This window comes from Streptomyces sp. NPDC033136 (assembly GCF_055578235.1).
In genome coordinates, this window is the sequence record NZ_JBVIPD010000026.1 from 38,471 (window position 1) to 60,199 (window position 21,729).

General features: G+C 69.1%; 21 protein-coding genes. 6 read left to right on the plus strand and 15 right to left on the minus strand.

Annotation, left to right across the window (positions count from 1 at the left end):
* Position 1: 1 nt before the first annotated feature.
* The 6 genes from ACZ5TL_RS33510 to ACZ5TL_RS33535 all read right to left on the minus strand — a co-directional run bounded on the left by ACZ5TL_RS33510 (position 2) and on the right by ACZ5TL_RS33535 (position 9,710).
* On the minus strand, positions 2–4,666 hold the full coding sequence (locus ACZ5TL_RS33510; protein ID WP_468594641.1) for an RICIN domain-containing protein: 4,665 nt from the start codon (positions 4,664–4,666) through the stop codon (positions 2–4).
* Between the two features lie 698 nt (positions 4,667–5,364).
* A complete protein-coding gene (locus ACZ5TL_RS33515; RefSeq protein WP_468594572.1) occupies positions 5,365–7,065 on the minus strand; it encodes an acyl-CoA mutase large subunit family protein in 1,701 nt (566 codons plus the stop codon).
* Positions 7,066–7,182: 117 nt separating this feature from the next.
* Positions 7,183–7,521, minus strand: a complete 339-nt coding sequence (locus ACZ5TL_RS33520; RefSeq protein ID WP_468594573.1) for a DUF3817 domain-containing protein — start codon at positions 7,519–7,521, stop codon at positions 7,183–7,185.
* Positions 7,522–7,564: 43 nt separating this feature from the next.
* Positions 7,565–8,074 (minus strand): MarR family winged helix-turn-helix transcriptional regulator, encoded by a 510-nt coding sequence (locus ACZ5TL_RS33525; RefSeq protein WP_468594574.1) that lies wholly within the window; start codon positions 8,072–8,074, stop codon positions 7,565–7,567.
* 32 nt (positions 8,075–8,106) lie between these two features.
* Entirely contained in the window at positions 8,107–8,454 is a 348-nt protein-coding gene (locus tag ACZ5TL_RS33530) for an antibiotic biosynthesis monooxygenase family protein (protein ID WP_468594575.1), read from the minus strand.
* Positions 8,451–9,710, minus strand: coding sequence for a cytochrome P450 family protein (locus tag ACZ5TL_RS33535; protein WP_468594576.1), 1,260 nt, complete (start codon positions 9,708–9,710; stop codon positions 8,451–8,453). Before ACZ5TL_RS33535 ends, ACZ5TL_RS33530 begins: the two co-directional genes overlap by 4 nt.
* 246 nt (positions 9,711–9,956) lie before the next feature.
* On the opposite strand from ACZ5TL_RS33535, the gene ACZ5TL_RS33540 reads away from it, so the two are divergent.
* Both ACZ5TL_RS33540 and ACZ5TL_RS33545 read left to right on the plus strand, forming a co-directional pair.
* A complete protein-coding gene (locus ACZ5TL_RS33540) occupies positions 9,957–11,585 on the plus strand; it encodes an FAD-dependent oxidoreductase (RefSeq protein ID WP_468594577.1) in 1,629 nt (542 codons plus the stop codon).
* Between the two features lie 35 nt (positions 11,586–11,620).
* Positions 11,621–12,604 carry an amidohydrolase family protein gene (locus ACZ5TL_RS33545; RefSeq protein ID WP_468594578.1) on the plus strand — a complete coding sequence of 328 codons (984 nt, stop codon included), beginning with the start codon at positions 11,621–11,623 and terminating at the stop codon, positions 12,602–12,604.
* Between the two features lie 62 nt (positions 12,605–12,666).
* Here ACZ5TL_RS33545 and ACZ5TL_RS33550 read toward each other — a convergent pair whose 3' ends face one another.
* The 9 genes from ACZ5TL_RS33550 to ACZ5TL_RS33590 form a co-directional block, all read right to left on the minus strand.
* On the minus strand, positions 12,667–13,008 hold the full coding sequence (locus tag ACZ5TL_RS33550; protein ID WP_468594579.1) for a TcmI family type II polyketide cyclase: 342 nt from the start codon (positions 13,006–13,008) through the stop codon (positions 12,667–12,669).
* Between the two features lie 23 nt (positions 13,009–13,031).
* Positions 13,032–13,511, minus strand: a complete 480-nt coding sequence (locus ACZ5TL_RS33555) for an SRPBCC family protein (protein WP_468594580.1) — start codon at positions 13,509–13,511, stop codon at positions 13,032–13,034.
* Position 13,512: 1 nt separating this feature from the next.
* Entirely contained in the window at positions 13,513–13,770 is a 258-nt protein-coding gene (locus ACZ5TL_RS33560; RefSeq protein WP_468594581.1) for an acyl carrier protein, read from the minus strand.
* A gap of 34 nt (positions 13,771–13,804) precedes the next feature.
* Positions 13,805–15,055 (minus strand): ketosynthase chain-length factor, encoded by a 1,251-nt coding sequence (locus ACZ5TL_RS33565; RefSeq protein WP_468594582.1) that lies wholly within the window; start codon positions 15,053–15,055, stop codon positions 13,805–13,807.
* Positions 15,052–16,320 (minus strand): beta-ketoacyl-[acyl-carrier-protein] synthase family protein, encoded by a 1,269-nt coding sequence (locus ACZ5TL_RS33570; protein ID WP_468594583.1) that lies wholly within the window; start codon positions 16,318–16,320, stop codon positions 15,052–15,054. Before ACZ5TL_RS33570 ends, ACZ5TL_RS33565 begins: the two co-directional genes overlap by 4 nt.
* Positions 16,317–16,781 (minus strand): cupin domain-containing protein, encoded by a 465-nt coding sequence (locus tag ACZ5TL_RS33575; protein ID WP_468594584.1) that lies wholly within the window; start codon positions 16,779–16,781, stop codon positions 16,317–16,319. The genes ACZ5TL_RS33570 and ACZ5TL_RS33575 overlap by 4 nt, the downstream gene beginning before the upstream one ends.
* Positions 16,782–16,840: 59 nt before the next feature.
* Positions 16,841–17,959: a SchA/CurD-like domain-containing protein gene (locus tag ACZ5TL_RS33580; RefSeq protein WP_468594585.1), complete on the minus strand. Its 1,119-nt coding sequence runs from the start codon at positions 17,957–17,959 to the stop codon at positions 16,841–16,843.
* Between the two features lie 228 nt (positions 17,960–18,187).
* On the minus strand, positions 18,188–18,481 hold the full coding sequence (locus ACZ5TL_RS33585) for an MTH1187 family thiamine-binding protein (protein WP_468594586.1): 294 nt from the start codon (positions 18,479–18,481) through the stop codon (positions 18,188–18,190).
* A complete protein-coding gene (locus ACZ5TL_RS33590; protein WP_468594587.1) occupies positions 18,478–18,822 on the minus strand; it encodes a DUF3817 domain-containing protein in 345 nt (114 codons plus the stop codon). The genes ACZ5TL_RS33585 and ACZ5TL_RS33590 overlap by 4 nt, the downstream gene beginning before the upstream one ends.
* A gap of 231 nt (positions 18,823–19,053) precedes the next feature.
* On the opposite strand from ACZ5TL_RS33590, the gene ACZ5TL_RS33595 reads away from it, so the two are divergent.
* The 4 genes from ACZ5TL_RS33595 (at position 19,054) to ACZ5TL_RS33610 (ending at position 21,728) form a co-directional block, all read left to right on the plus strand.
* Positions 19,054–19,686, plus strand: coding sequence for an AIM24 family protein (locus tag ACZ5TL_RS33595; protein WP_352119857.1), 633 nt, complete (start codon positions 19,054–19,056; stop codon positions 19,684–19,686).
* A gap of 1 nt (position 19,687) precedes the next feature.
* Complete coding sequence (locus ACZ5TL_RS33600; RefSeq protein ID WP_468594588.1) at positions 19,688–20,338, plus strand: AIM24 family protein; 651 nt, start codon at positions 19,688–19,690, stop codon at positions 20,336–20,338.
* Positions 20,335–21,135 carry an AIM24 family protein gene (locus tag ACZ5TL_RS33605; protein WP_468594589.1) on the plus strand — a complete coding sequence of 267 codons (801 nt, stop codon included), beginning with the start codon at positions 20,335–20,337 and terminating at the stop codon, positions 21,133–21,135. The genes ACZ5TL_RS33600 and ACZ5TL_RS33605 overlap by 4 nt, the downstream gene beginning before the upstream one ends.
* Before the next feature lie 116 nt (positions 21,136–21,251).
* On the plus strand, positions 21,252–21,728 hold the full coding sequence (locus ACZ5TL_RS33610; protein WP_468594590.1) for a MarR family winged helix-turn-helix transcriptional regulator: 477 nt from the start codon (positions 21,252–21,254) through the stop codon (positions 21,726–21,728).
* Position 21,729 lies beyond the last annotated feature (1 nt).

The following is a 21,729-nucleotide window of genomic DNA, read 5'->3' on the forward strand; positions in this document are numbered from 1 at the left end:
GTCAACCCCCTGGGAACGCGGTGTAGACGTAGTATCCGAACTTATGCCCTCTAGCACGTTTCAGGATGATTGTGTACTGGTTTGAGGCTTGAGTGATCGTTCTACCGTCCGTGTGGGCCACCCAGCCAAGGGAGTTACTCGCCCCGAAGGTCCCGGTCAGCTTCTTCTGCTGATCAGCCCCGCGAAGCCACTTGGCGATCTCTCCAGCCTTGCTCGCGAGGGCGTAGTCCACGACCTGCTGCGCCGTCTGCAAGTCGACGAACACGCTGTTCGGCGCCCCCTTCTGCGCAGCCAGCCTGAACGCTTCCGCCTCCGTTGGATTCACGTGCTCGTCGAGGACGTGAGCCTGTCCGGGAAATCTCTGCGCGTCGGCGACGAGGTCGCTGCAGTTGTGGACCAGGACCGGAGAGTCACCTGCCAGGACGTAGAAGGTATGCAGATCGTCGACAGTCAGGTCGTAGACCCGCTGGTCCGTCAGACCACGTCGGTCCCGCAGTGCGGTCACGGCCCGGACCGTCCCATCCTGCGTCCGCAGCCTGTCGCCCACACGTAGGTCGGGCACCACGGTCCAGCCGCGATCGACGACGAAGAAGCGGTGCCCCGCCGTACTGGAGATACGACCGCCCCCGGTCACACTGATCTCCACCAGACGGTCGGTGTCATGCCAGAACGTGCTGATCACCGGCTCCGGGCGCAGGTCACCGGTGGTGGGGTCGGCGGCCAGCAGCTTCTCGGTCCGACGTACCTCACTGATCGCCTTACGGGTACCGTCCGCCATGAGCACCTGGGTGTCGCCGGGGAAGCTGTTGACCGTGCACGAGGTGCGAAGATCCTCGTACACGTTCACCGTCCGCTGGATGTCGGCGACAGTCGCCGGGTCCACGTCCAGCTTCTTCAGCGCCTTGAAGGCGTCCGCGACTCCCACGCCTGTGTGCATGGCGGCGTCGAGGGCGCGGATCGCCTCGACGGCCTTCCCGATCGCTTTACCGGGGATGAAGTTGGACGCGGCCCAGGCGCAGCCACCAGCGCTGCCGTGCCAGCAGTCGACGAAGTCCTGGACCAGCAGTTCCTTCCCGATCTTGAGATACGTGTCGATGAGGCCCTTGAGGATGTCTGCCTGGGTGAAGGTGCGGGTGACCTTCTTGGTCAAGCCCTCGAAGGTCTGGCTGCCGAGGAACACCGTGTCCGATGCGGGGCAGCCGGACGCGGTAGCCGGGACATCGGGGTTGAGGCACGCGTAGAAGTCGACTGTGGCGTTGAACTTGTACGTGAACGTGACAGTGCAGCTCGTGCCGAGCCCTGGCGGGAGTTCACAAGGGTGGTCCTGTTTGGCGTCAGCGACCTTGACGCTGTCCTCGTCTACGACGTAGAACGTTCCGCCAATACCTGTTCCCGCGCCACTAGCGACCTGCTGGTTGGCCTTCTTCCGTTCGGCGGACTCCGCCGCCCGCTGGGCGGACTCGGCGTACTTCTGGGCGTCCTTGGCCGCCTCCTCGGCCGCGGTGGCGGCGGCGTCGGCGCGCTGCGCAGCGGCGCGGGCGTCCTTCGCGGCCTGCTCAGCCTGTGCTGCCGCCGTGCGGGCGGCGGATGCGTCGAGGGCTGCCTGGTCGGCGGAGTCGCGGGCCTGCTTGGCGTGGCCCTCGGCCCGCCCGGCTGCCTTGTCCGCTGCGGCTGCGTCCTGGGTGGCCTTGCGGTCGTATTCGATCGTGCGCGCCAGGGATGCCGATGCCTGTGAGGCCGCCTTGGCGGCGTCGGCCGCGTAGCCGAGGGCTGCCTTGGCGTATGTGCGGGCGTTCGCCGCGTAGCCGGCGGCCTTGGCGGCGTGCTGGTAGGCGGCCTTCGCGTCGCCCTTGGCCTGGTCGGCGAGGTTCTCGGCGGCGGACGCCTCGGCCTTCGCGTTCTTGGCGTGGGCGTCGGCGACGGCCTTCTGCTGCTCGGCGATCGACTTGGACGCCTGGCCGGTGAGCACCACCAGGCCCGCGGCCGAGTCGGTGGTGAGGTACGGGGAGCCGAGCTGGATCGCGTCGTTGGCCGGCTTGGCGACCTGGGCGGCGGCGTTGCCGGCGTCCACGGCTGCCTGGGCGGTGACATGGGCGAAGCCCGCGGCCTTCGCCGAGGCGGCCAGGGCCTTGGCGGCCTCCTTGTTCGCCTCGTCGGCGTGCCCCTTGGCGGTCTTGGCGTCCTTCTCCGCCTCGTCGGCCAGCTTGACCGCCGCCTTGGCTTCGGAGGCGGCGTGCTGCGAGGCGCTGATCGCGTCCGCTGCGGCGCTGGTCGCCGTCCTCACCGCGGCGTCGGCCTTCAGCTTCGCGGCCTGAGCGGCGTCCGCGTTCGAGCGGGCCCGCTTGGCGGCTGCCTCGGCGCGGGTGGCTGCCGCGTCAGCGTCGGCTGCGGCCTTTGTCGCGGCGTCGGCCGCGGCGCGGGCCCTGCCGGCCGCTGCCTCGGCGTCGTCCGCGTGCCCGGCCGCCGCGTCCGCCGCCGCCCTGGCTTCCTTCGCGTTGCTGTCGGACTCGTGGGCCTGGGCGTACGCCTCCTTCGCGTCCGCCTTGGCGCGGGCGGCGTCGGCCTTCTGCTCGGCGTCCCAGGCGTCGTCGCGCAGTTCTCGGGCCTTGTCGCGGGCCTTCTCCGCATCGTTCTTGCGCGCGACCGCGGTCTTCTCTGCGGCTTCGGCCTTGTCCTGGGCGTTCCGCGCGTTGGTCGCCTCGGTCTCGGCGTTCTTCTTGTGCCGGGCTGCCTCGGCCTGCTTGGCCGCAGCGGTCGCCTTCTCCGCCTTCGCCGTCTTCTCCTCGGCTTCCGCCGCCAGGCGCTCGGCCTTGGCTGTGGCGGCGGCCGACTTGGCCTCTCCTTCGGCCTTCAGGGCCTCGGTGAGCTTGGCCTCGGCGGTCTCCTTGTCCTTCTTGGCGTTGTCGCGATGCACCTTCGCCGCATCAGCCGCGGCCTTCGCCTGCAACTCGGCGATCTCCGCGGCCTTCTTGCGGAACTCGGCCTTCGACTGCGCCGCCTGCGCCAGCGCACGCTGGGCGATCGTCTCGCTGTCCCCGGCGGAGGCACGCGTGGCGGCCTCGGCGGTCTCGGCGGCCTTCACCAAGGCCTCCAGACCAGCCACCGCACCCTTGGTGACCTGGGCCTTCTGCTGGCCTACCAGCAGGCCCCGGCCACGCGGGGCGCCGTTCGTGTCCGCGATCCGGTAGGCAGCCTGCTCAGCGGTGTCACTCGCGGTGGCAGCCTTCTTCGCCACCGCCAACTGCGCCTTGACGGCGCCAAGTTGCTTCTTCGCCTGCGCCCGGGCCGCGGTGATGCCCTTCTTGGCCTTGTCGAACTGCGCCTTGTCCGGGTAGGACAGCGTGTCCGTACCCTGGTGGCCCTGCGGGACGATCCGGAACTTCTGCGGGTTGGTGCCGTTGCACGTCCACAGCCACGCGTCGTGGCCGTTGTCGAACTTGTTCAGGTCCAGGCACTTGTCCGTGGCGACATTGCGCAGCTCGCTCACCGCGCGCACGTCGACCTTCCACTGCTGGGCATCACTGCCGTTGCAGGACCAGATCTGGATCTTCGTGCGGTTGGCGGGGTTGCTGCTCTGCACGTCAAGGCACTTCTGGGCCTTGACGTTGTGCAGGACAGCGCCGTCACCGGACCCCCACAGATGCCACTCCTGCGCCGCGGAGCCATTGCACTCGTAGATCTGCACCGGGGTGCCGCTGGCCGTCTTGCCGCCCTGCACATCGAGGCACTTGCCCTTGGCCGCCTCGACCCGGATGACCGACGGGGAATCACCGATCCAGCCGATGCCACCGGGAGCCCAGTACTCCTGCCAGCGGGCCAGCCGGTCGGCGATCCACGACTGGCCGAGCAGATCGGCCATCGACTCGGCACCCTTGGACAGCGCCGCCGTGGCGTCACGGTTGGCATCGAGGATCTGGTTGCGCTGGGCGGCCTGGGAGGCGATCTCCTGCTGCCACTCCCGCGCTGCGGTGTCCTCCACGCCGCGCAGCGCCCTGTTCGGGTCGATCGGATCCCGCCACGCGCAGGACGCGAACCGGATCTTCATGTCCTCGACGGCGATACGGTACTCGGCCGTGCCCGGCTGGGGGGCGATGCGGGGGAAACCGCCAGAGGCCAAAAAGATACGAGCGTTGTCCGCACCCGTGGGTTCCAGTGGCCAGTCCGACAGGTACTCGAACCCATTGCGCTCGGCGAGCGCGCGGTTCCACTCGTCCGTGGGGAGCTTCGGGTCCGGGTCCTTGCCGTACAGCGGGGTGCCGAGGTCCTTCACCGCCTTGACGGTCTTGCCGTCGGCTTCCGGCGTCGGATCGTAGAAGTTGAAATTCTCGTTCCAGTCGGGCAGCCCGCCCGCCCACTTCCCCAGACCGGTCTGGTCGTAGAAATCGTCGCCGCTGTGGACACCGGGCACCCATTCGAACCCGGTGACGGTGAACCCACCCGGGGTCTCCAGGCCGTCAAGGGGCTTCTCCCACGCGTCCCTGCGTGCGTGCAGGCGATCCCACGTGGCGCTCCAATCGCTCTCGTCCTTCTCGTGGGCCTGGCGCAGCGGCCCGTCGAACGCGCCGTCCATGGCGGCCAGTTCGCGCAGCTTCTGCGGCGTCTGGTTCAGCGCGCCCTGGGCGAAGCCGTACATGCGCGGAGCGCCCAGACGCACAGCATCGGCCATCAGACACTGATCGAACCGCAACTGCTCGTCGTCCGTGGTCTCGAACCAGTCCTCCGGCCTGTCACTGGACCGGGCCGTGGCGTCAGCCACCGGCTGCGCCGCGAGGTCGGGCTGGACGGCCAAGCCGCCGAAGACGGCCAGTGCGGTGACAAACGTGACGACGGGCGTGAGGAATCCGGGCTTTCGGGGTCTGGGTCTGCGGAACCCTGGTCTGGGGCGCAACAGGACATCCCTTCATCGCAAGGAAGACGACCGGGAGCCCTGTCGATGAGGCTCAGGCGGCGTTGAGAACGAGCGACGTGGGACTCGCAACAAGCTGGTACTGCGGCATGGAAGCCCTCCCCGTAGCGACACCGTTCCCCCGGTCGCTGACTGACGCGCGCGATGACGGACTGGTCATGATCCGGTCATGCGCGGCGATCACCATACGCACGGGTAACCAGGCGGGACAGCGCTGACTTCGAGACTGGGGCGACGTGGCGCGAAATCACCCTTGCCGGGTATTCGCGCCCAACACGCGCAACCCACGTGCTCACATTGCGGATTACTTGTGTGACTTCCGTGAAGGAAAGCAGACTTTCGCAGCCCGACACCGCAAAAGATTGACTGAATCCCATCGCACCGCACGAAACCGTACGAAGAGGCCGCGAGGGAAACGCCAACCCTCACGGCCTCAGCGACCAACACACCGGCGCTAGCTAGAACCCCGCCGGCTCCGTGTACACCCCCCACTCCTCCCGCAGTACCCCGCAGATCTCCCCCAACGTCGCCTCAGCCCGCACCGCGTCCAGCATGGGCTCGATCATGTTGCCCCCATCCCGCGCGGCGGCGATCATCGCGTCCAGAGCCGAACGCACCGCGGCGTCGTCCCGCCGCCCCCGCCGCTCGGAGAGCACCCGCACCTGCTCCCGCTCCACCTCGTGGCTGACCCGGAGGATCTCCAGATCCCCGGTCACCGACCCGGTGTGGACGTTCACGCCCACGACCTTCTTGTCGCCCTTCTCCAGCGCCCTCTGGTACCGGAACGCCGACTCGGCGATCTCCCCGGTGAACCAGCCGTCCTCGATGCCCCGCAGGATCCCGGAGGTGATCGGTCCGATCGGGTGCTGCCCGTCGGGGTGCGCCCGCAGCCCGCGCTCCTTGATCTGCTCGAAGATCTTCTCCGCGTCCGCCTCGATCCGGTCGGTCAGCTGCTCGACGTACCAGGAACCGCCCAGCGGGTCGGCGACGTTGGCGACGCCGGTCTCCTCCATCAGCACCTGCTGCGTCCGCAGCGCGATCTCCGCGGCCTGCTCGCTCGGCAGGGCCAGCGTCTCGTCGAGCGCGTTGGTGTGCAGCGAGTTCGTCCCGCCCAGCACGGCCGCCAGGGCTTCCACGGCCGTCCGTACGACGTTGTTGTACGGCTGCTGCGCGGTGAGGGAGACGCCGGCGGTCTGCGTGTGGAACCGCAGCCACTGGGCCTTCTCGGACCTGGCGCCGTAGACGTCCCGCATCCAGCGCGCCCAGATCCGGCGCGCCGCGCGGAACTTGGCGATCTCCTCGAAGAAGTCGACGTGCGCGTCGAAGAAGAACGACAGGCCGGGGGCGAAGACGTCGACGTCCAGCCCGCGCGACAGGCCCAGCTCGACGTAGCCGAAGCCGTCCGCCAGCGTGTACGCCAGCTCCTGCGCGGCCGTCGACCCGGCCTCGCGGATGTGGTAGCCGGAGACCGACAGCGGCTTGTACGCGGGGATGCCGGCCGCGCAGTGCTCCATGAGGTCGCCGATGAGCCGCAGATGCGGCTCCGGCTGGAAGAGCCACTCCTTCTGGGCGATGTACTCCTTGAAGATGTCCGTCTGAAGCGTGCCGTTCAGCACGGACGGGTCGACGCCCTGCCGTTCGGCGGCGACCAGGTACATGCAGAAGACGGGGACGGCCGGGCCGCTGATGGTCATCGACGTCGTGACGTCACCCAGCGGGATGTCCTGGAACAGGACCTCCATGTCGGCCGCCGAGTCGATGGCGACCCCGCAGTGCCCGACCTCGCCCAGCGAGCGCGGGTCGTCGGAGTCGCGGCCCATGAGCGTCGGCATGTCGAACGCGACCGAGAGCCCGCCCCCGCCGTTGCGCAGGATCATCTTGTAGCGCTCGTTGGTCTGCTCGGCGTTGCCGAACCCTGCGAACTGCCGGATGGTCCACGTACGCCCTCGGTAGCCGGTCGCGTACAGACCGCGAGTGAAGGGGTACTCCCCGGGCCAGCCGATCCGCTCGAACCCGTCGTACCTGTCCCCGGGCCGCGGCCCGTACACCGGCTCCACGGGATCGCCGGAGAGCGTGGTGAAGTCGGCCTCGCGCCTGCGTGCGGCGTCGTACCGGGCCTGCCAGCGGCGGCGGCCCTCCTCGATGGCGTCAGCGTCCATACCCTCGAATTTACTTGGACGTCCTAGTAAATGTCGATGGCTGAGGGGAGTGAGTCGGCGAACGGGTGAACCGGCCGCCGCACGCACGCGTGCGGCGGCGGTGGCGCCGAAGCGCGCCTACGCCTCGGCGGGCGCGGGCGAGTCCTGCGCGAGCCGGGACTCCAGCTCGTGGCTGATCCTGCGCTCCACGAAGAACGCGGCCGTGGGGATGGTCCCGGCGAGCAGCACCCAGATCTGCTTGCCCACCGGCCACTTCGCCTTGGAACCGAGGTCGAAGGCGAAGATCAGGTACACGACGTACAGCCAGCCGTGCGCGATGCTGACGACGCGCGTGAAGCCGGCCGCGCCGTTCAGGTCGAGCACGTACTTGCCGATCATGCCGAAGGTCAGCAGGACCAGCAGTACGCCGGTGACGTAGGCCATCACGCGATAGCGGGTCAGCACGCTCTTTTTCATGCGGTCGAGCGTAACGACCCCTTCCGGGAGATCCAGCCCCGGGTCACTGCTCCTCGAAGTCGCCCGCCGCGATCCGCAGCGGCCGCAGCATCGCGAAGATCTCCGCGCACTCCTCGGCGTCGTACGCCCCGAGCCCGAAGTCCATCGCCATCAGGTCGCGGGTGGCCGACTCGACCACCTCGCGGCCCTTGTCGGTGATGCTCGCGAGGGTGCCGCGCCCGTCGTTCGGATTGGGCCGCTTGCCGACCAGGCCCGACTTCACCAGCCGGTCCACCGTGTTCGTCACGGACGTGGGGTGCACCATGAGCCGCTCGCCGATCTTGGACATCGGCAGTTCGCCGGACTTGGAGAAGGTGAGCAGCACCAGCGCCTCGTAGCGCGCGAACGTCAGCCCGTACGGCTTGACCACGGCGTCGACCTCGGCGAGCAGGATCTGCTGGGCGCGCATGATCGAGGTGATCGCGGCCATGGACGGCACGTTTCCCCAGCGCTGCTTCCAGCGTTCGTCGGCGCGCGCGATCGGATCGAAGGAGAGACTGAGCGGCTTCGGCACGAACCCGACCCTACCGGCCGGTCACATGGTGGTCAGCCCTGTCTCGGCCTTCGGTCACCCTGGCCCTCGGGCACGATCTCGAAGACCCCGGTCCACCGGTCGTCATGCAGACAGGCGTTCATCGGCCCGACCAGAGTGGTGTGCTCGGGGTCGGTGCGCCACCGCTTGATGGCTTCGAGGCTTTCCCACTCACTGGTGAGCAGCCATCGACCGGGATCGTCGACGGAGCGGCAGAGCTGTTCGCGCAGGTGTCCGGGAAACCGCGTGGCGCCGTCGCGTACGCCTTGGTAGGCATGCACAAAATCCGCTTCCCTTCCTTCCCGGACGCGCAGCAGGCGTACCACTCGCACGCGCGCCGGTGCCGGAACGTCCCCCGTCACGACGGGTCGAGCATGACGGGGAGTTCCGCCAGACCGCGGAAGGCGGGGAACGGCACGGTCAGCCAGCGCACGTTCTCCGGCTCTCCGACCAGGGCCATGCCGGGGTGGCGCCCGAAGAGCGTGGCGAGAGCGATCTGCATCTCCAGACGTGCCAGAGGCGCGCCGATGCAGTAGTGCGGGCCGAGGCCGAACGCGAGGTGCGTCGCCTGGACGTTCGGACGCTCGACGTCCATGCGGTCCGGGTCGGGGAACACTTCCGGGTCCCGGTTGGCCGCCGTGAGCGAGATCTGCACGAGCGCGCCCTTGGGGATGAGCGTGTCGCGCATCTTGATGTCCTCCGTCGCGTAGCGGAACGTCGAGTTCTCCACGGAGGTCTCGAACCGGAAGATCTCTTCGACGGCCGCGGCCGTCGCCCCCGGGTCCCGGAACGCCAGGCGCTTCTGCTCCGGCAGGCTGAGCAGGTGGTGGACGGCGTTGCCGAGCTGGTACGCGGTCGACTTGTGACCCGCGAAGAGCAGCACCCACGCGGTGGAGACGAGTTCGTGGTCGGTGAGCGCGCCGTCCTCGTCCTGCGCCGTGACGAGTGCGCTGAGCAGAGCGCCGTCCGGCTCCTTCCGCTTCCGCGCGATCAGGTCCACCAGATAGTCGCGCAGGTTGCCCTCGGCCCGTTCCAGCGCCTTTCTCGCCTCCGGCCCGAAGCCGGTCTGAGCGACGGTGGCGGACCATTCCTGGGCTTGCCTGCGTTCGTTCTCCGGGACGCCGAGGAGCTCACAGATCACGTGCAGCGGCAGCGGGAAGCAGAACTCCTGGAGAAGGTTCACGGGCTCCGACGCCGGGCAGCGGTCCAGCAGTTCGTCGGTGATCTGCTGGACCTTCGGACGCAGCGCCTCCACCCGTTTGGGGGTGAAGGTGGTGCCGACGATCCTGCGGAGCCTGGTGTGCTTCGGAGGGTCCGAGAAGAGCATGTTGTCATCCAGGGCGATCGACGAGTCGCCGAAGATCCGGTGATAGGCGTCGATGGCGCCGTACATGTCCTTGCTCAGCCGAGGATCGGCCAAGGCGGCACGGGCGTCGTCGTACCGGGTGATGAGGTACGTGTCGACCCCGTGCGGGGGTGTCAGCGGGCATACGGGTGCGGTCGCCCTGAGCGCGGCGTAAACGGGATGCGGGTTGGCGCGAAACTCCCGACTGCAGGCCGAGGCCGCGGCAGCGGCCTCTTCGGACGACATTTCCTCGGATGCGAACGCTTGCGTCATGGCTGGTCCCGGGGGGTCGAGAGTTCCGTCGGTCGGTCACACGATTTCCCGGCCGGCACTGTGCCTCAAACGCTGCTGGGCCATATGGGTCCGAGCGCCGCAGGAGGCGCGCGACATTGCTCCGGTTACCCGGCCGGCGTACCCCGGGGCGCCCCGGATCGCGCGCGTAGGTCCTGCTTGATAAACATCATGGACGGGCCAGTCCACCGTTCCGGACTGGGCAGCCGCCGGATGGCGAGGTAACCAGTGAGTGGACGCGGAGTGGAATCTGTACCAGTTCTCATCGTAGGCGGATCATTGGTGGGTCTTTCCGCCTCCGTATTCCTGGGACGTTTCGGAATCGAGCACATACTCGTGGAGCGGCATGCCGAGACATCGACGCACCCACGGGGCCGCGGGAACAACGTGCGCACCATGGAGATCTTCCGGTCCGCCGGCCTCGAGCAGAGCGTGCGGGAGGCCGCCCGCGCGCTCGACGGGAACGACGGCGTCCTCCAGGTGGACACCCTCGTCGGTGACGAGCGCCGCTGGATCGTGCAGGACATCGCCGCAGGCATGGATGTCTCCCGGGTCAGCTCCTCGAACTGGTGCCTGTGCAGCCAGAACGATCTGGAGCCGGTCCTGCTGAACCGCGCCCGTCAGGGCGGAGACATCCGCTTCAACACCGAGCTGCTGTCCTTCACGCAGGACGAAGAGGGAGTCCTGGCGCAGGTCATGCGCCTGGACACCGGTGAGACCTATACCGTGAAAGCCGGTTTCCTGGTGGCCGCCGACGGCCCGAGAAGCCCCGTTCGCAAGCGTCTGGGAATCGGCCAGTCCGGACCCGGTGACCTGTTCCACAACGTCAGTGTCACGTTCCGGAGCAAGACCCTCAAGGAATATGTCGGGCCGAAGCGTTTCATCGTGTGTTACACCACCGATCCTCGGGGGGAAGGCGCCTTGCTGCCCGTGGACAACGAGGAACGGTGGGTCATCCATATCCCTTGGTTCCCTGACCGGGGCGAAACTCTGGAAGACTTCGGAGACGAGCGCTGCGCGGCACATATTCGCGCGGCCGCCGGTGTTCCGGACATTGATGTCGAGATCACCGGAAAGGCACCCTGGCACGCTTCCAAGCGAGTCGCGGACAGCTACGGGCAGGGCCGGGTCTTCCTGGCCGGCGACTCGGCTCATGAAATGCCGCCCAACGGGGCTTTCGGCTCCAACACCGGAATCCAGGACGCGCACAACCTCGCCTGGAAACTCGCCGCGGTACTCCGCGGCTGGGCCGGCCTGCCGCTGCTCGACACCTACGAGTGCGAACGACGGCCGGTCGCCGTCACGACGAGCGCACGAGCCTCCCAGCAGGCCGCCGAGGAGCACCACCCCGCGTACCGCCCGGCAGCGGGACGCAACAACGACGCGGCGGACCTCATGACGGTCGCGCTCTGCTACCGGTACGCCTCGAACGCCGTGGTGGGCGCATCCCCTCAGCGGCCGGTCGTCCCGGAGACCTTCCTGATCGACGGAGAGCCCGGGAGCCGCGCGCCCCACATGTGGGTCAGGGCAGGAGGCGCCAGGATCTCCACTCTCGATCTGTACGAGCGTTCCTTCGTCGTGCTCGCCGGCGCCGAAGGTCACCGGTGGCGCCGCGCGGCGGAGCAGGCCGGCGAGAACCTGGGCGTTCCGGTCGAGGTGTATCTCGTGGGAGACGGCCCTGATCACGACATTGTTCCCGAGCCGGATGCCGACTGGGCGGCGCTGCACGGCACCACCGAGGACGGTGCCGTCCTGGTACGCCCGGACGGTTTCGTCGCATGGCGCGCGCCCACCCACCCGCCGTCCGCCGATCGTGTGCTGACGGACGTGCTGCAGACCGTGCTCTGCCGCGGCTGAGCACCCACCCAAACGACCACGCCAAGGACATGCCGATGCCGAACGAAGACGGCCCCGTGGAGGGCCGAGTGGACGTCCACCACCATTTCACCGCGCCGGCCTGGCTGGACTGGGCGGAAGAACGCGGTGTCGTCAGCCGCGAGAGGCTGCCCTGGTGGACACGCTGGGAGCTGGACGCGGCTCTGGAGGTCATGGACAAGACGGGCATCAGCACCGCCGTCATGACCGTCGCGATGCTCGGACGGTTCCGCGAGCGCGCGGAGCGCCAGGAAAGCGCACGGATCGCCCTGCGGGCGGCGGCCGATGTCGTCGAGGACCATCCCGCGCGCTTCGCCTTCTTCGCTCCTGTGTTCCTGGACGACCTGGAACTCTCGCAGTGGAGCCTCCGCTACGGACTCGACGAACTCGGGGCCGTCGGAGTGAGCACGCGAACGAGCATGGACGGTGTCTACCTCGGTGACGCCACGCACGACCGCCTCCTGCAGGAGCTGAACGACCGGTCCGCCGTCGTCAGCACGCACCCCATGGAGGTGCCGGCCGGAAAGGACGGCGATCCCGGACTGCCGGGGATGCCGCCCTTCGTGTGCGACTTCCTCATGGACACCACACGCGCGGCCATCAACCTGATCCGGAACGGCACCCTGGACCGCTATCCGAATCTCAGCTTCGTCCTCCCCCACGGAGGAGGCTTCCTTCCGTACCTGGCCACGCGGCTCGAACTCTTCGGCGGGCACCTCACCCCCGGGATCGAGCCGGGCAGGGTCCGTGACTACCTGCACCGGTTCTACTTCGACACGGCGGGCCCCATGTCGCCCTCCGCCACGCCCACTCTGCTGTCCACGGTGGATCCCAGCCGTGTCCTCTTCGGCACGGACTGGCCGCCCACCTCCGCACAGGTCGTCGCCGACATCGCGGTTCCCGCCCTGGACGGCGATCCATTCGTCTCGCCGGAGCAGCTCAGGGGCATCAACCGGGAGAACGCGCTGCGTCTGCTGCCGGTACTGGCCCGCTCCTCCTAGCCCGGCCGCACCGACGAGAGGGGGCCGCTGCCCGTGCGGGCAGCGGCCCCCTCTCGTCGGTGTCACCGCGTGGCCGGGGCGGTGTCCCTCTCCCAGTGGTAGAAGCACTGCGCCATCGCGTCCTTCGGACCGCGCCAGGTCTGCGGGTCGTACGGACTGACGTATGCCTCGAGCTTGCTGCTGATGTCGCGGAACTCGGGATGCCCGGCCACGCGTGCGATGGCGGGGCCCGGGTCCTGTTCGGCCTCGATGAAGTGCATGTACACATCGCCGAACTGGAAGAGGGAACGCTGGGTCACCCCGACGAGGCGGGGCAGGTCGCCGCGGTCGGAGGCCGCGAAGACCTCGGCGATGTCCGGAGCCGCGTGCGGGGCCATCCGGGCGACGATCAGGGCGTGGTGCATGAGGTCTCCTTACGCGGCGGCGTTCAGGCGGGCGAGACGGGTGAGGTCCGCCGTTCGCCGGCGGCCTGCTCGACGCGGTCGCGGATGAGGGCCATCTGGACGGGCGAGTTGCGGTTGATGATGTCCGTCATCCCGGCGTCGTCGACCGGCGCGTCGGGCCTCATGGCGAAGTCCTGGGTCCAGTGCATCCGGGTGCCGTCGGGGGTCTCCTCGTACTCCCACCGGATGTTCATGTACTCGAACGGGCCGGGTTCGACCCGGCGTGCCGTGACGGTGAGCTTGTCGCGGTCGGTGGTCCGTTCCGACACCCAGCTCCACACCTTGCCGTTCTCGTCGGGGTGCATGGTCAGGCGGAAGGTCACGGTGTCGCCCTGCCGGGACAGCACCTCGGCGGCCGCGTACTCGCTGAACAGCTGCGGCCATCTCTCGATGTCGTTGGTCATGTCCCAGACGAGGTCGAGGGGCGCGGCGATGGTGATCTCGTTCTCGGTGTGCCCTGCCATCTCAGGCTCCTGCCGTAAGCGTGCTGTTGACGAGGTCGAGGAAGTCGCGGGGGCTCTTGCACTTCTCCGCGTCGGTGGGCAGGGCCCGGGCGTGCCGGTTCTCCAGCTCACCCACGATGCCGAGGAGGCCGAGCGAATCCAGCCCGAACTCGGCGAAGGGGGTGTCCACCCTGGCTTCGAGGTCGTGCGGGTCGACGGTGACACCGGCGGCCTTCTTCATCAGTGCGGCCAGCTCTTCGAGGGTCACTTCACTGTTCATGCGCTTTCTCCTTGTCGTACGGGTGCGGTGGGCTTCACCGGGCGGCTGGTCCCGGGCCGCGGCGCAGTACCAGCGCCGCGTTGGAGCCCATGAGTCCACGGCTGAGGACCAGGGCCGTGTTCAGCTCGGCCGGGCGTGCCGTCGACGTCACCAGGTCGATGTCGTGGCAGATGTCGAAGACGTTGGGCGTGGGCGGGATCCGCCCTTCTTCCATGGCCATCACCGCGGCCGCGACGTCCAGCAGGGGTGCCCCGCAGTAGGACCTCCCGATGCCGGTCTTGGGAGCCGTGACGGGCACGCGGGTGCCGTGCGGGCCGAGGGCGTCGGCGAGGGCGAGGGCCTCGGCGCGGTCCGCCTCCGGGAGGCCCATCGCGTCGGCGAAGACCACGTCGATCTCCTCCGGTGCGCAGCCGGCCTCGTCGAGGGCACCGCGGATGGCGTGGACGAGTCCCTCCCGTGAGCGGTCCCAGCGCGAGGCGCCGGTGAACGTGGCCGCGTGGCCCGCCACGGTGGCGCGGACGTCCGCGTCGCGTCGGCGTGCGCGGTCCAGGTCCTCGACGATCAGCACGGCACCGCCCTCGGCCGGGACGAAGCCGCAGGCCGCGGAGGTGAAGGGGCGATAGGCCCGCGCCGGGTCCTCGACCGTGCTGAGTTCCGGGTAGCCGAGCTGGCAGACCATCGAGTACGGAGCGAGCGGCGCTTCGGCCGCCCCGGCCACGACCACATCGGTCCCCCGTCCCACGGTCCGGGCGGCGTGCGCGACGGCGTCCAGGCCGCCGGCCTCGTCGCTCGCGACCACGCCGCAGGGGCCCTTGAAGCCGCTGCGGATCGATATCTGACCCGTGCTGGCCGCGTAGAACCAGGCGATCGACTGGTAGGGGCCGACGAAACGGGACCCCTGCCCCCACAGCTTCTGCAGCTCCCGCTGGCCGAACTCACCGCCACCGGATCCGGCGGCGGTGACCACACCGACGGAGTACGGGGAGTCGGCGGCGGTCTCGCTCAGTCCCGCGTCCTTCAGGGCCGCACTGGCGGCGGCCATCGCGAAGTGGCTGAAGCGGTCGGTCTGGACGAGGAAGGTCTCCTCGATGAGTGCCGTGGGGTCAAATCCCCGGACCTCGCCGGCGACGCGGAGCGGAAGGTGCCCGCAGCCCTCCCGGGTGATCCGGTCGAGTACGGACAGGCCCTCCTTGACGGACTTCCAGTAGGTCTCCGCATCCAGTCCGTTGGGTGCGACCACACCGATCCCCGTGATGGCGGTGCGACGGTTCGGCTGAGCGCTCATCGTTTCCTCCCGGCCGGCCCTGTCAGGAGCACTGCGGACTGGAACCCGCCGAAGCCGCTGCCCACGGACAGCACGTTGGCGAGCTTGCGCGGGCGTGCGGTGCGCGGCACGTAGTCCAGGTCGCACTCGGGGTCCGGAGTCTCGTAGTTCGCCGTCGGCGGGACCACCTGGTGGGCCAGGGCCAGCACGCAGGCGACAACCTCGATCGCGCCGATCGCACCGAGCGAGTGGCCCACCATGGACTTGATCGAACTCATGGGCGTGTCATAGGCGTGGGCGCCCAGGGACCGCTTGACCGCGGCGGTCTCGTGACGGTCGTTCTGGCGGGTGCCCGAGCCATGCGCGTTGACGTAGTCGATGAGTGAGGGATCCAGACGGGCCTGTCCGAGCGCGGTGTCGATGGCCCTGGCCATCTCCAGGCCCTCGCTGGTCAGTCCGGTCATGTGGTAGGCGTTGCCGAAGGTGGCGTAGCCGCCTATCTCGCAGTAGACGTGCGCGCCGCGGGCGCGGGCGTGTTCGAGCTCCTCCAGGACCAGCACCGCGGAGCCCTCTCCCATGACGAATCCGTCGCGGCGGGCGTCGAAGGGCCGGGAGGCGTGCGCCGGGTCGTCGTTGTTCGGCGACGTCGCCCTGATGGCGTCGAAGCAGGCCATGGTGATCGGGGAGATCGGGGAGTCCGACGCTCCGGCGATACAGATGTCGGCGCGGCCTTCCTCGATCGTGTGGAAGCCGTAGCCCACCGCGTCGAGCCCGGAGGTGCAGCCGGTCGACACCGTCTGCACCGGCCCCTGGGCGCCGAAGTGCTCGGCGACGTCGGAGGCCAGTGTGCTGGGCGAGAACGCCCGGTGCAGCTGCGGGCCGGCGGCGCGGTGGTCGACGTCCCAGTGCTGCCCTCGCTCGCTGACCAGGACGTAGTCGTGCTCCAGGCGGGTCGTGCCGCCCACGGCGCTGCCGAGCGAGACGGCCACGCGCCACGGGTCCTCGGCTCCGAACTCGATGCCGCAGTCGGCCACCGCCTCCGCCGCGGCGACGACGGCGAACTGTATGTAGCGGTCGGTGCGTTCGACCAGGTCGGGATCGAGTCCGTGCGCGAGCGGGTCGAAGTCGCACTCGGCCGCGATACGTGACCGCAACCCCTCGGGATCGAACAGTGTGATGCCGCGCGTCGCGGTACGGCCTCCCGAGAGGAGGTCCCAGAAGGCCGGCACCCCGATACCGCCCGGGGCGACGACGCCGATGCCGGTGACCGCCACCCGCCGGGTCATGAGGGCACCCCTCGTCGCTCGGGCTGCGTGCCGTCCCCCTGCACGGCCGGGTACGTTTCGCCGCGCGCGTTCCCCTCCACGGCCTCCGTGTCGACGTGGCCCATGCTCGGCTTCGGAGCCAGCGGGCCCAGATGGAAGACCATCCGGGCTTCGGTGTCACCGACGTTGCGGAAGCGGTGCCGCATGCCGATGGGGACCATGAGGCCCTGGTCGGCACGGATCGGGTGGGTCACGTCGTCCAGGTCGACTTCCAGCTCGCCCTGGACGACGTAGACGAACTCCTCCGAGTACGGGTGGTAGTGCTCGCTGATGCGTTCACCCGGCTGCATGATGGCCAGGCCCATGAACCCGCTCGTGGAACCCACCGTGAGGGGCGTGAGCAGGGTGCGCAGGTCACCGCCACGCTTGCGGTTGGGCTCCGTCTCGCTGAGGTCCACGATGCGCGGGCGCGTCTTGTACATGATCCGTCTCCAGGTCGGTCTGTGGGTGTGGTCCGTGGCCGGGTGTCGTCCATGGACTGTCAGGACTGGGCAGCCAGGCGATCGGTGATCAGCGTCATGTCGGTGTGCGCCAGGAGGCGGGTGGCGTCCCGGTCGCCGGAGAGCGGCCCTTCGACGCCGAGTGCGGCGCCGTCGAGCAGGCGGGCCAGCACGGCGGCCTTCCTCGTGCCGTGCAGGCCGAGCGCCCTGACCGGATCGGTCTCGGGGTCACGCGTGTCGATGAGACGGACGACCAGGTCGTCACGGTGGAAGACGGTGCTGCGGTGCACGAGGCCGACGGGGTCGTCCGCGGCGGTCTCGTCCTGCTGGGCGAGCAGCCGTGCCAGCGTCATGCCGCAGCCCTCGCGGGCCGGGTAGTACAGGGCGTGACGCCGCAGACCGGCAGGTTCCGGTCCGCCACGCGCCACGTGGTGGACGGCGGGCATGGCCGCGCGGATGAAGAAGGCCCGTGCCGACGCGGGGTCGGTCAGATCCCTGCTCTGTTCCAGGTGCGGATTGAGGGCTTCCTCGACGGCCCGCACCTCGGGCTGACGTGAGACGTGGCGCAGCGCCGTCTGCAGATCGCCCTCCACCTCGACGGTGCGTACGACTCGGTTGCCGTGCATGAACAGCGTCGTCCGGCGCAGCCGTGTGGAGTCGTCGGCACGGGCCTGGGGCGGCGCGTATCCGGCGAGGATGTCCGCGACCTTCGACTCGGAGCCGGGCTTGACGGTGAACGTCAGCGCGTGGCGCGTCACCCCGTCGCCCACCCGCACCGGCGCCTGGACCGCGTCAGCGGTCCCGGCGGTGTGCGGGAGGGTACGCCCGGTCTCACGGACGACGTTGTACCGCATCGACCGGATGTCCCGGACGCAGTCCTGCATGGGCCTGACGGTCTCCAGGTGCTCCTCACTGTTCACCCAGGCGAGATACGGCGGCGCGGTCGCCCATTCGCTGGTGATGAGCCACTGGGACGGGTTCTCCACGGACTGGCACAGCTGGTCACCGAGGTGACCGGGAACCGACGCGACCCGGCTGCGCATGTGCTCGTACGCGTCGAGGAACCGTTGCTGGGCGCCTTCGTGGAGATCGACGAGCAGGATGACGCGCAGCCTGGAGCCGTCGAACGCCGACTGGGACGTATACGTCGAAGTGTTCACCGGCAGGCCCTTCCTTCGCTGGGCGGACGGCGGCCGCCGTGTCCGGCAGGGGGACGGCGGTCGGCCCTGAGCCCTCATCGTGGGTCGGTGCGTCGGGCTCCGCGAGCCGCACGGGTCATCAGAGGGAACTGTCCGGTGCACAGGCCGTGCCGCTCCGGCGCGGATCGGGCCTCGCCGTGACACAGCAAAGCCCCGGCTCTCACGAGCCGGGGCTGCGGTCTGGGCGGCCTACTCGGCGAGGTGCCGCTCCACCGTCTGCGTCTTGGAGGTGAGCCCGTCCGTCACGCCGGGGCGGATGTCCGCCTTGAGGACCAGGGACACCCGCGGAGCCCGCCGCTCGACCGCGGCGACGGCGCGCCTGACGACGTCCATGACCTCGTCCCACTCGCCTTCGACCGACGTGAACATCGCGTCGGTCCGGTTCGGCAGGCCCGACTCGCGCACGACCCGCACGGCGTCGGCGACGTACTCCCCCACGTCCTCGCCGACGCCCAGCGGCGTCACGGAGAAGGCGACGATCACGCGCCCACCACGCCTTCCTGGCGCGCCCGGGACGCGATGACCGCGGCCTCGGCCTCACGCCGCAGCTTCCGCTCCGCGAAGAACCCACCGCCGGGCAGCACCGAGAGCACGAAGTACAGCGCTGCGGTCTGCAGCGGCCACTTCGTACGGTTCCACGCGTCCGCCCAGAAGATCACGTACAGGATGAACAGCACCCCGTGCACCATGCCCATCACCGGCACGGCGTTGAAGTCGGTGGTCCGCTTCAGTACCGAGCAGACCAGCAGGAGCAGGAAGGAGATCGCCTCGGGGGCCGAGACCAGGCGGAGGCGGCGGATGGCGGTGGCGGTCTTGAGGTCCACGGGTCACCTTCGGTGAGAGAGACGCGGCGGTCTGGACGAGCTGAACGGTCTTGCTTCGGACTGACGGTTTGTGAACGCGCGCACAAGCGTCCCGCCCATTGTGGCAAACCGCCGCGGGTCCTCCGGCCCGGGGTCCGTCTCCCCCGGCCCTCAGGGTGCGGTCAGGGTCGTTCTCCGCCCACGGGCCCTGTCCATGGGGCCCGGCCTGCGGCTACCTTCGCGTACGTGGCGATGTTCCGACTTCAGAGCAGCAAGGTGCTCGCCGTCGACATGACCGGAGACGCCGTGAAGGCGAAGAACGGCTCGATGGTCGCGTACGACGGCGAGATGGCCTTCAAGAAGCTCAGCGGCGGCGGCGAGGGCATCCGGGGCATGGTGACCCGGCGGCTGACCGGTGAGCAGATGACGTTGATGGAGGTGAAGGGCAGGGGGACCTGCTGGTTCGCCGACCGCGCCTCCGAGATCAACCTGGTCGGCGTCCAGGGCGACAAGCTCTACGTGGAGTCGAGCAACCTGCTCGCGACCGACGGCGGGCTGCGCACGGGCACGGAGTTCACGGGCCTGCGCGGCGCCTCGCAGGGCAACGGCCTGTTCACGACGACCGTCGAGGGCCACGGCCAGGCGGCGATCATGTCGGACGGCCCGGCGGTCGTGCTGCGGGTCAGCCCGCAGTACCCGCTGACGGTCGACCCGGGGGCGTACGTGGCGCACCAGGGGAACCTCCGGCAGTCCTTCCAGTCGGGTGTGACGTTCCGCACGTTGCTCGGGGAGGGTGGCGGCGAGGCCTTCCAGATGCGGTTCGAGGGGGACGGGCTGGTGTACGTGCAGCCGAGCGAGCGGAACACGATCGCGGGGGACGTGTGACATGGCCTTCCGGGAGATCAACGGAAAGATGGTCGAGGCGACGGTCACGCCGGGGCAGCGGCTGTTCAGCCAGCGCGGCGCGATGCTCGCCTACAAGGGCGAGGTGTCGTTCACGCCCAATACGGCGGGCGGCCAGGGCGGGGTCATGTCGATGATCGGCCGCCGGGTCGCGGACGAGGACACGCCCCTGATGACCGTGGAGGGCAGCGGCACGGTCCTGTTCGGGCACGGCGGGCATCACATCCAGGTGATCCGGCTCACGGGCGACACTCTGTACGTGGAGGCGGACCGGCTCCTGGCCTTCGAGGGCTCGCTCCAGCAGGGCACGATGTTCCTGGGCTCGCAGGGCGGCGTCATGGGCATGGTGCGCGGGCAGGTCAGCGGCCAGGGATTGTTCACGACCACGCTGAAGGGGCACGGGGCCGTCGCGGTGATGGCCCACGGCGGTGTCATCGAGATCCCGATCACCCCGCAGCGGCCGGTGCACGTGGACCCGCAGGCCTACGTCGCCCACCACGGCGACGTCCGCAACAAGCTGTCCACGGCCCTGGGCTGGCGGGACATGGTGGGCCGGGGCTCGGGCGAGGCGTTCCAGCTGGAGCTCAGCGGCAGCGGTGCGGTGTACGTCCAGGCCTCGGAGGAGAAGCTGTGAGCACCTACGGAACCCCGGGCGCCGGCCTCGCGGTCTTCGACCCGGCGACGCTGCCGGCCGACGACAACGTCAATCCCCACACCTTCTGCGTGGAGCTCAAGGGGAGCCAGTGGTTCCTGCAGAAGGGGAAGATGATCGCCTACTACGGCTCGGTCGACTTCAACGGCGTCGGGCACGGCCGGCTGGACCGTCTCGTCCGTACGTCGTTCCATTCGCCACTGCACGCGAGCGACTGGGTCGTGGCGGAGGGCTCGGGCAAGATGCTCCTCGCCGACCGGGCCTTCGACGTCAACTCGTACGACCTCGAAGACGGCAACCTGACCATTCGCTCGGGCAACCTGCTCGCTTTTCAGCCAACTCTGTCACTGAAGCAATCAATCGTGCCGGGTTTTCTGACCCTGATCGGAACCGGAAAGTTCGTGGCCGCGTCGAACGGTCCGGTGGTGTTCATGGAACCCCCGATCCGGGTCGACCCCCAGGCCCTGGTCGGCTGGGCCGACTGCCCCTCCCCCTGCCACCACTACGACCACGGGTACATGACCGGCGTCATGGGCGGTCTACGTGCACTGACGGGCCTGGGCGGCACCTCCGGCGAGGAGCACCAGTTCGAGTTCGTCGGCGCCGGCACGGTGCTGCTCCAGTCGTCCGAGGCCCTGATGGCCGAGCAGGCCACGGGGGCCGTTCCGCACCAGGCCGGCGTGCCCGGCGGCGGGGCGCACAGCCCCCAGGCGGGACAGTCCGGCGCACCGCGTCTTCCCGGACAGCTGGGGGACCTCCAGCGTCGCTTCGGGCTGTGAGCGGTAGTCTGCGGAGTGTGACATCGAACGTCTGCGCACCATCGCTCGGCAGGCGGGCACTGTCACACGAAACCCCTCACTAGTTCACCTTTCAACTTTTTAGGTAGACTTCATTCATGGAGACCGAGACGGCCACCCGCTGGCTGACCGATGCGGAGCAGTGTGCTTGGCGCACCCACCTGGAGGTCAACAGGCTGTTGACGTACCAGCTCGAGAAGGACCTGCAGCCGTTCGGCCTGACAATGAACGACTACGAGATCCTGGTGAATCTCTCCGAGTCCGACGACCAGAGGATGCGGATGAGCGACCTCGCCTCCGCCACCCTCCAGTCCAAGAGCCGCCTGTCGCACCAGATCACGCGCATGGAGAACGCGAACCTGGTCCGGCGGGAGAACTGCGAGTCCGACCGCCGAGGGCTCTACGCGGTCCTCACCGACCACGGCATGGCGATGATGCAGAAGGTCGCGCCCCACCATGTGTCGTCCGTGCGCAGGCACTTCATCGACCTGCTGTCCCCCGAGGCCCTGACGGAGCTCGACAAGGGCCTCAAGCCCATCGCGGAGCACCTGCGCGGACAGCGCGGGCGCCCATGAC

Coding starts and splice junctions, on each gene's coding strand:
- ACZ5TL_RS33600 (WP_468594588.1), top strand. CDS start 19,688: ATGGCCTTCCGGGAGATCAACGGAAAGATGGTCGAGGCGACGGTCACG.
- ACZ5TL_RS33510 (WP_468594641.1), bottom strand. CDS start 4,666: ATGGCCGATGCTGTGCGTCTGGGCGCTCCGCGCATGTACGGCTTCGCC.
- ACZ5TL_RS33570 (WP_468594583.1), bottom strand. CDS start 16,320: ATGACCCGGCGGGTGGCGGTCACCGGCATCGGCGTCGTCGCCCCGGGC.
- ACZ5TL_RS33595 (WP_352119857.1), top strand. CDS start 19,054: ATGTTCCGACTTCAGAGCAGCAAGGTGCTCGCCGTCGACATGACCGGA.
- ACZ5TL_RS33545 (WP_468594578.1), top strand. CDS start 11,621: ATGCCGAACGAAGACGGCCCCGTGGAGGGCCGAGTGGACGTCCACCAC.
- ACZ5TL_RS33565 (WP_468594582.1), bottom strand. CDS start 15,055: ATGAGCGCTCAGCCGAACCGTCGCACCGCCATCACGGGGATCGGTGTG.
- ACZ5TL_RS33560 (WP_468594581.1), bottom strand. CDS start 13,770: ATGAACAGTGAAGTGACCCTCGAAGAGCTGGCCGCACTGATGAAGAAG.
- ACZ5TL_RS33550 (WP_468594579.1), bottom strand. CDS start 13,008: ATGCACCACGCCCTGATCGTCGCCCGGATGGCCCCGCACGCGGCTCCG.
- ACZ5TL_RS33515 (WP_468594572.1), bottom strand. CDS start 7,065: ATGGACGCTGACGCCATCGAGGAGGGCCGCCGCCGCTGGCAGGCCCGG.
- ACZ5TL_RS33535 (WP_468594576.1), bottom strand. CDS start 9,710: ATGACGCAAGCGTTCGCATCCGAGGAAATGTCGTCCGAAGAGGCCGCT.
- ACZ5TL_RS33520 (WP_468594573.1), bottom strand. CDS start 7,521: ATGAAAAAGAGCGTGCTGACCCGCTATCGCGTGATGGCCTACGTCACC.
- ACZ5TL_RS33610 (WP_468594590.1), top strand. CDS start 21,252: ATGGAGACCGAGACGGCCACCCGCTGGCTGACCGATGCGGAGCAGTGT.
- ACZ5TL_RS33575 (WP_468594584.1), bottom strand. CDS start 16,781: ATGTACAAGACGCGCCCGCGCATCGTGGACCTCAGCGAGACGGAGCCC.
- ACZ5TL_RS33555 (WP_468594580.1), bottom strand. CDS start 13,511: ATGGCAGGGCACACCGAGAACGAGATCACCATCGCCGCGCCCCTCGAC.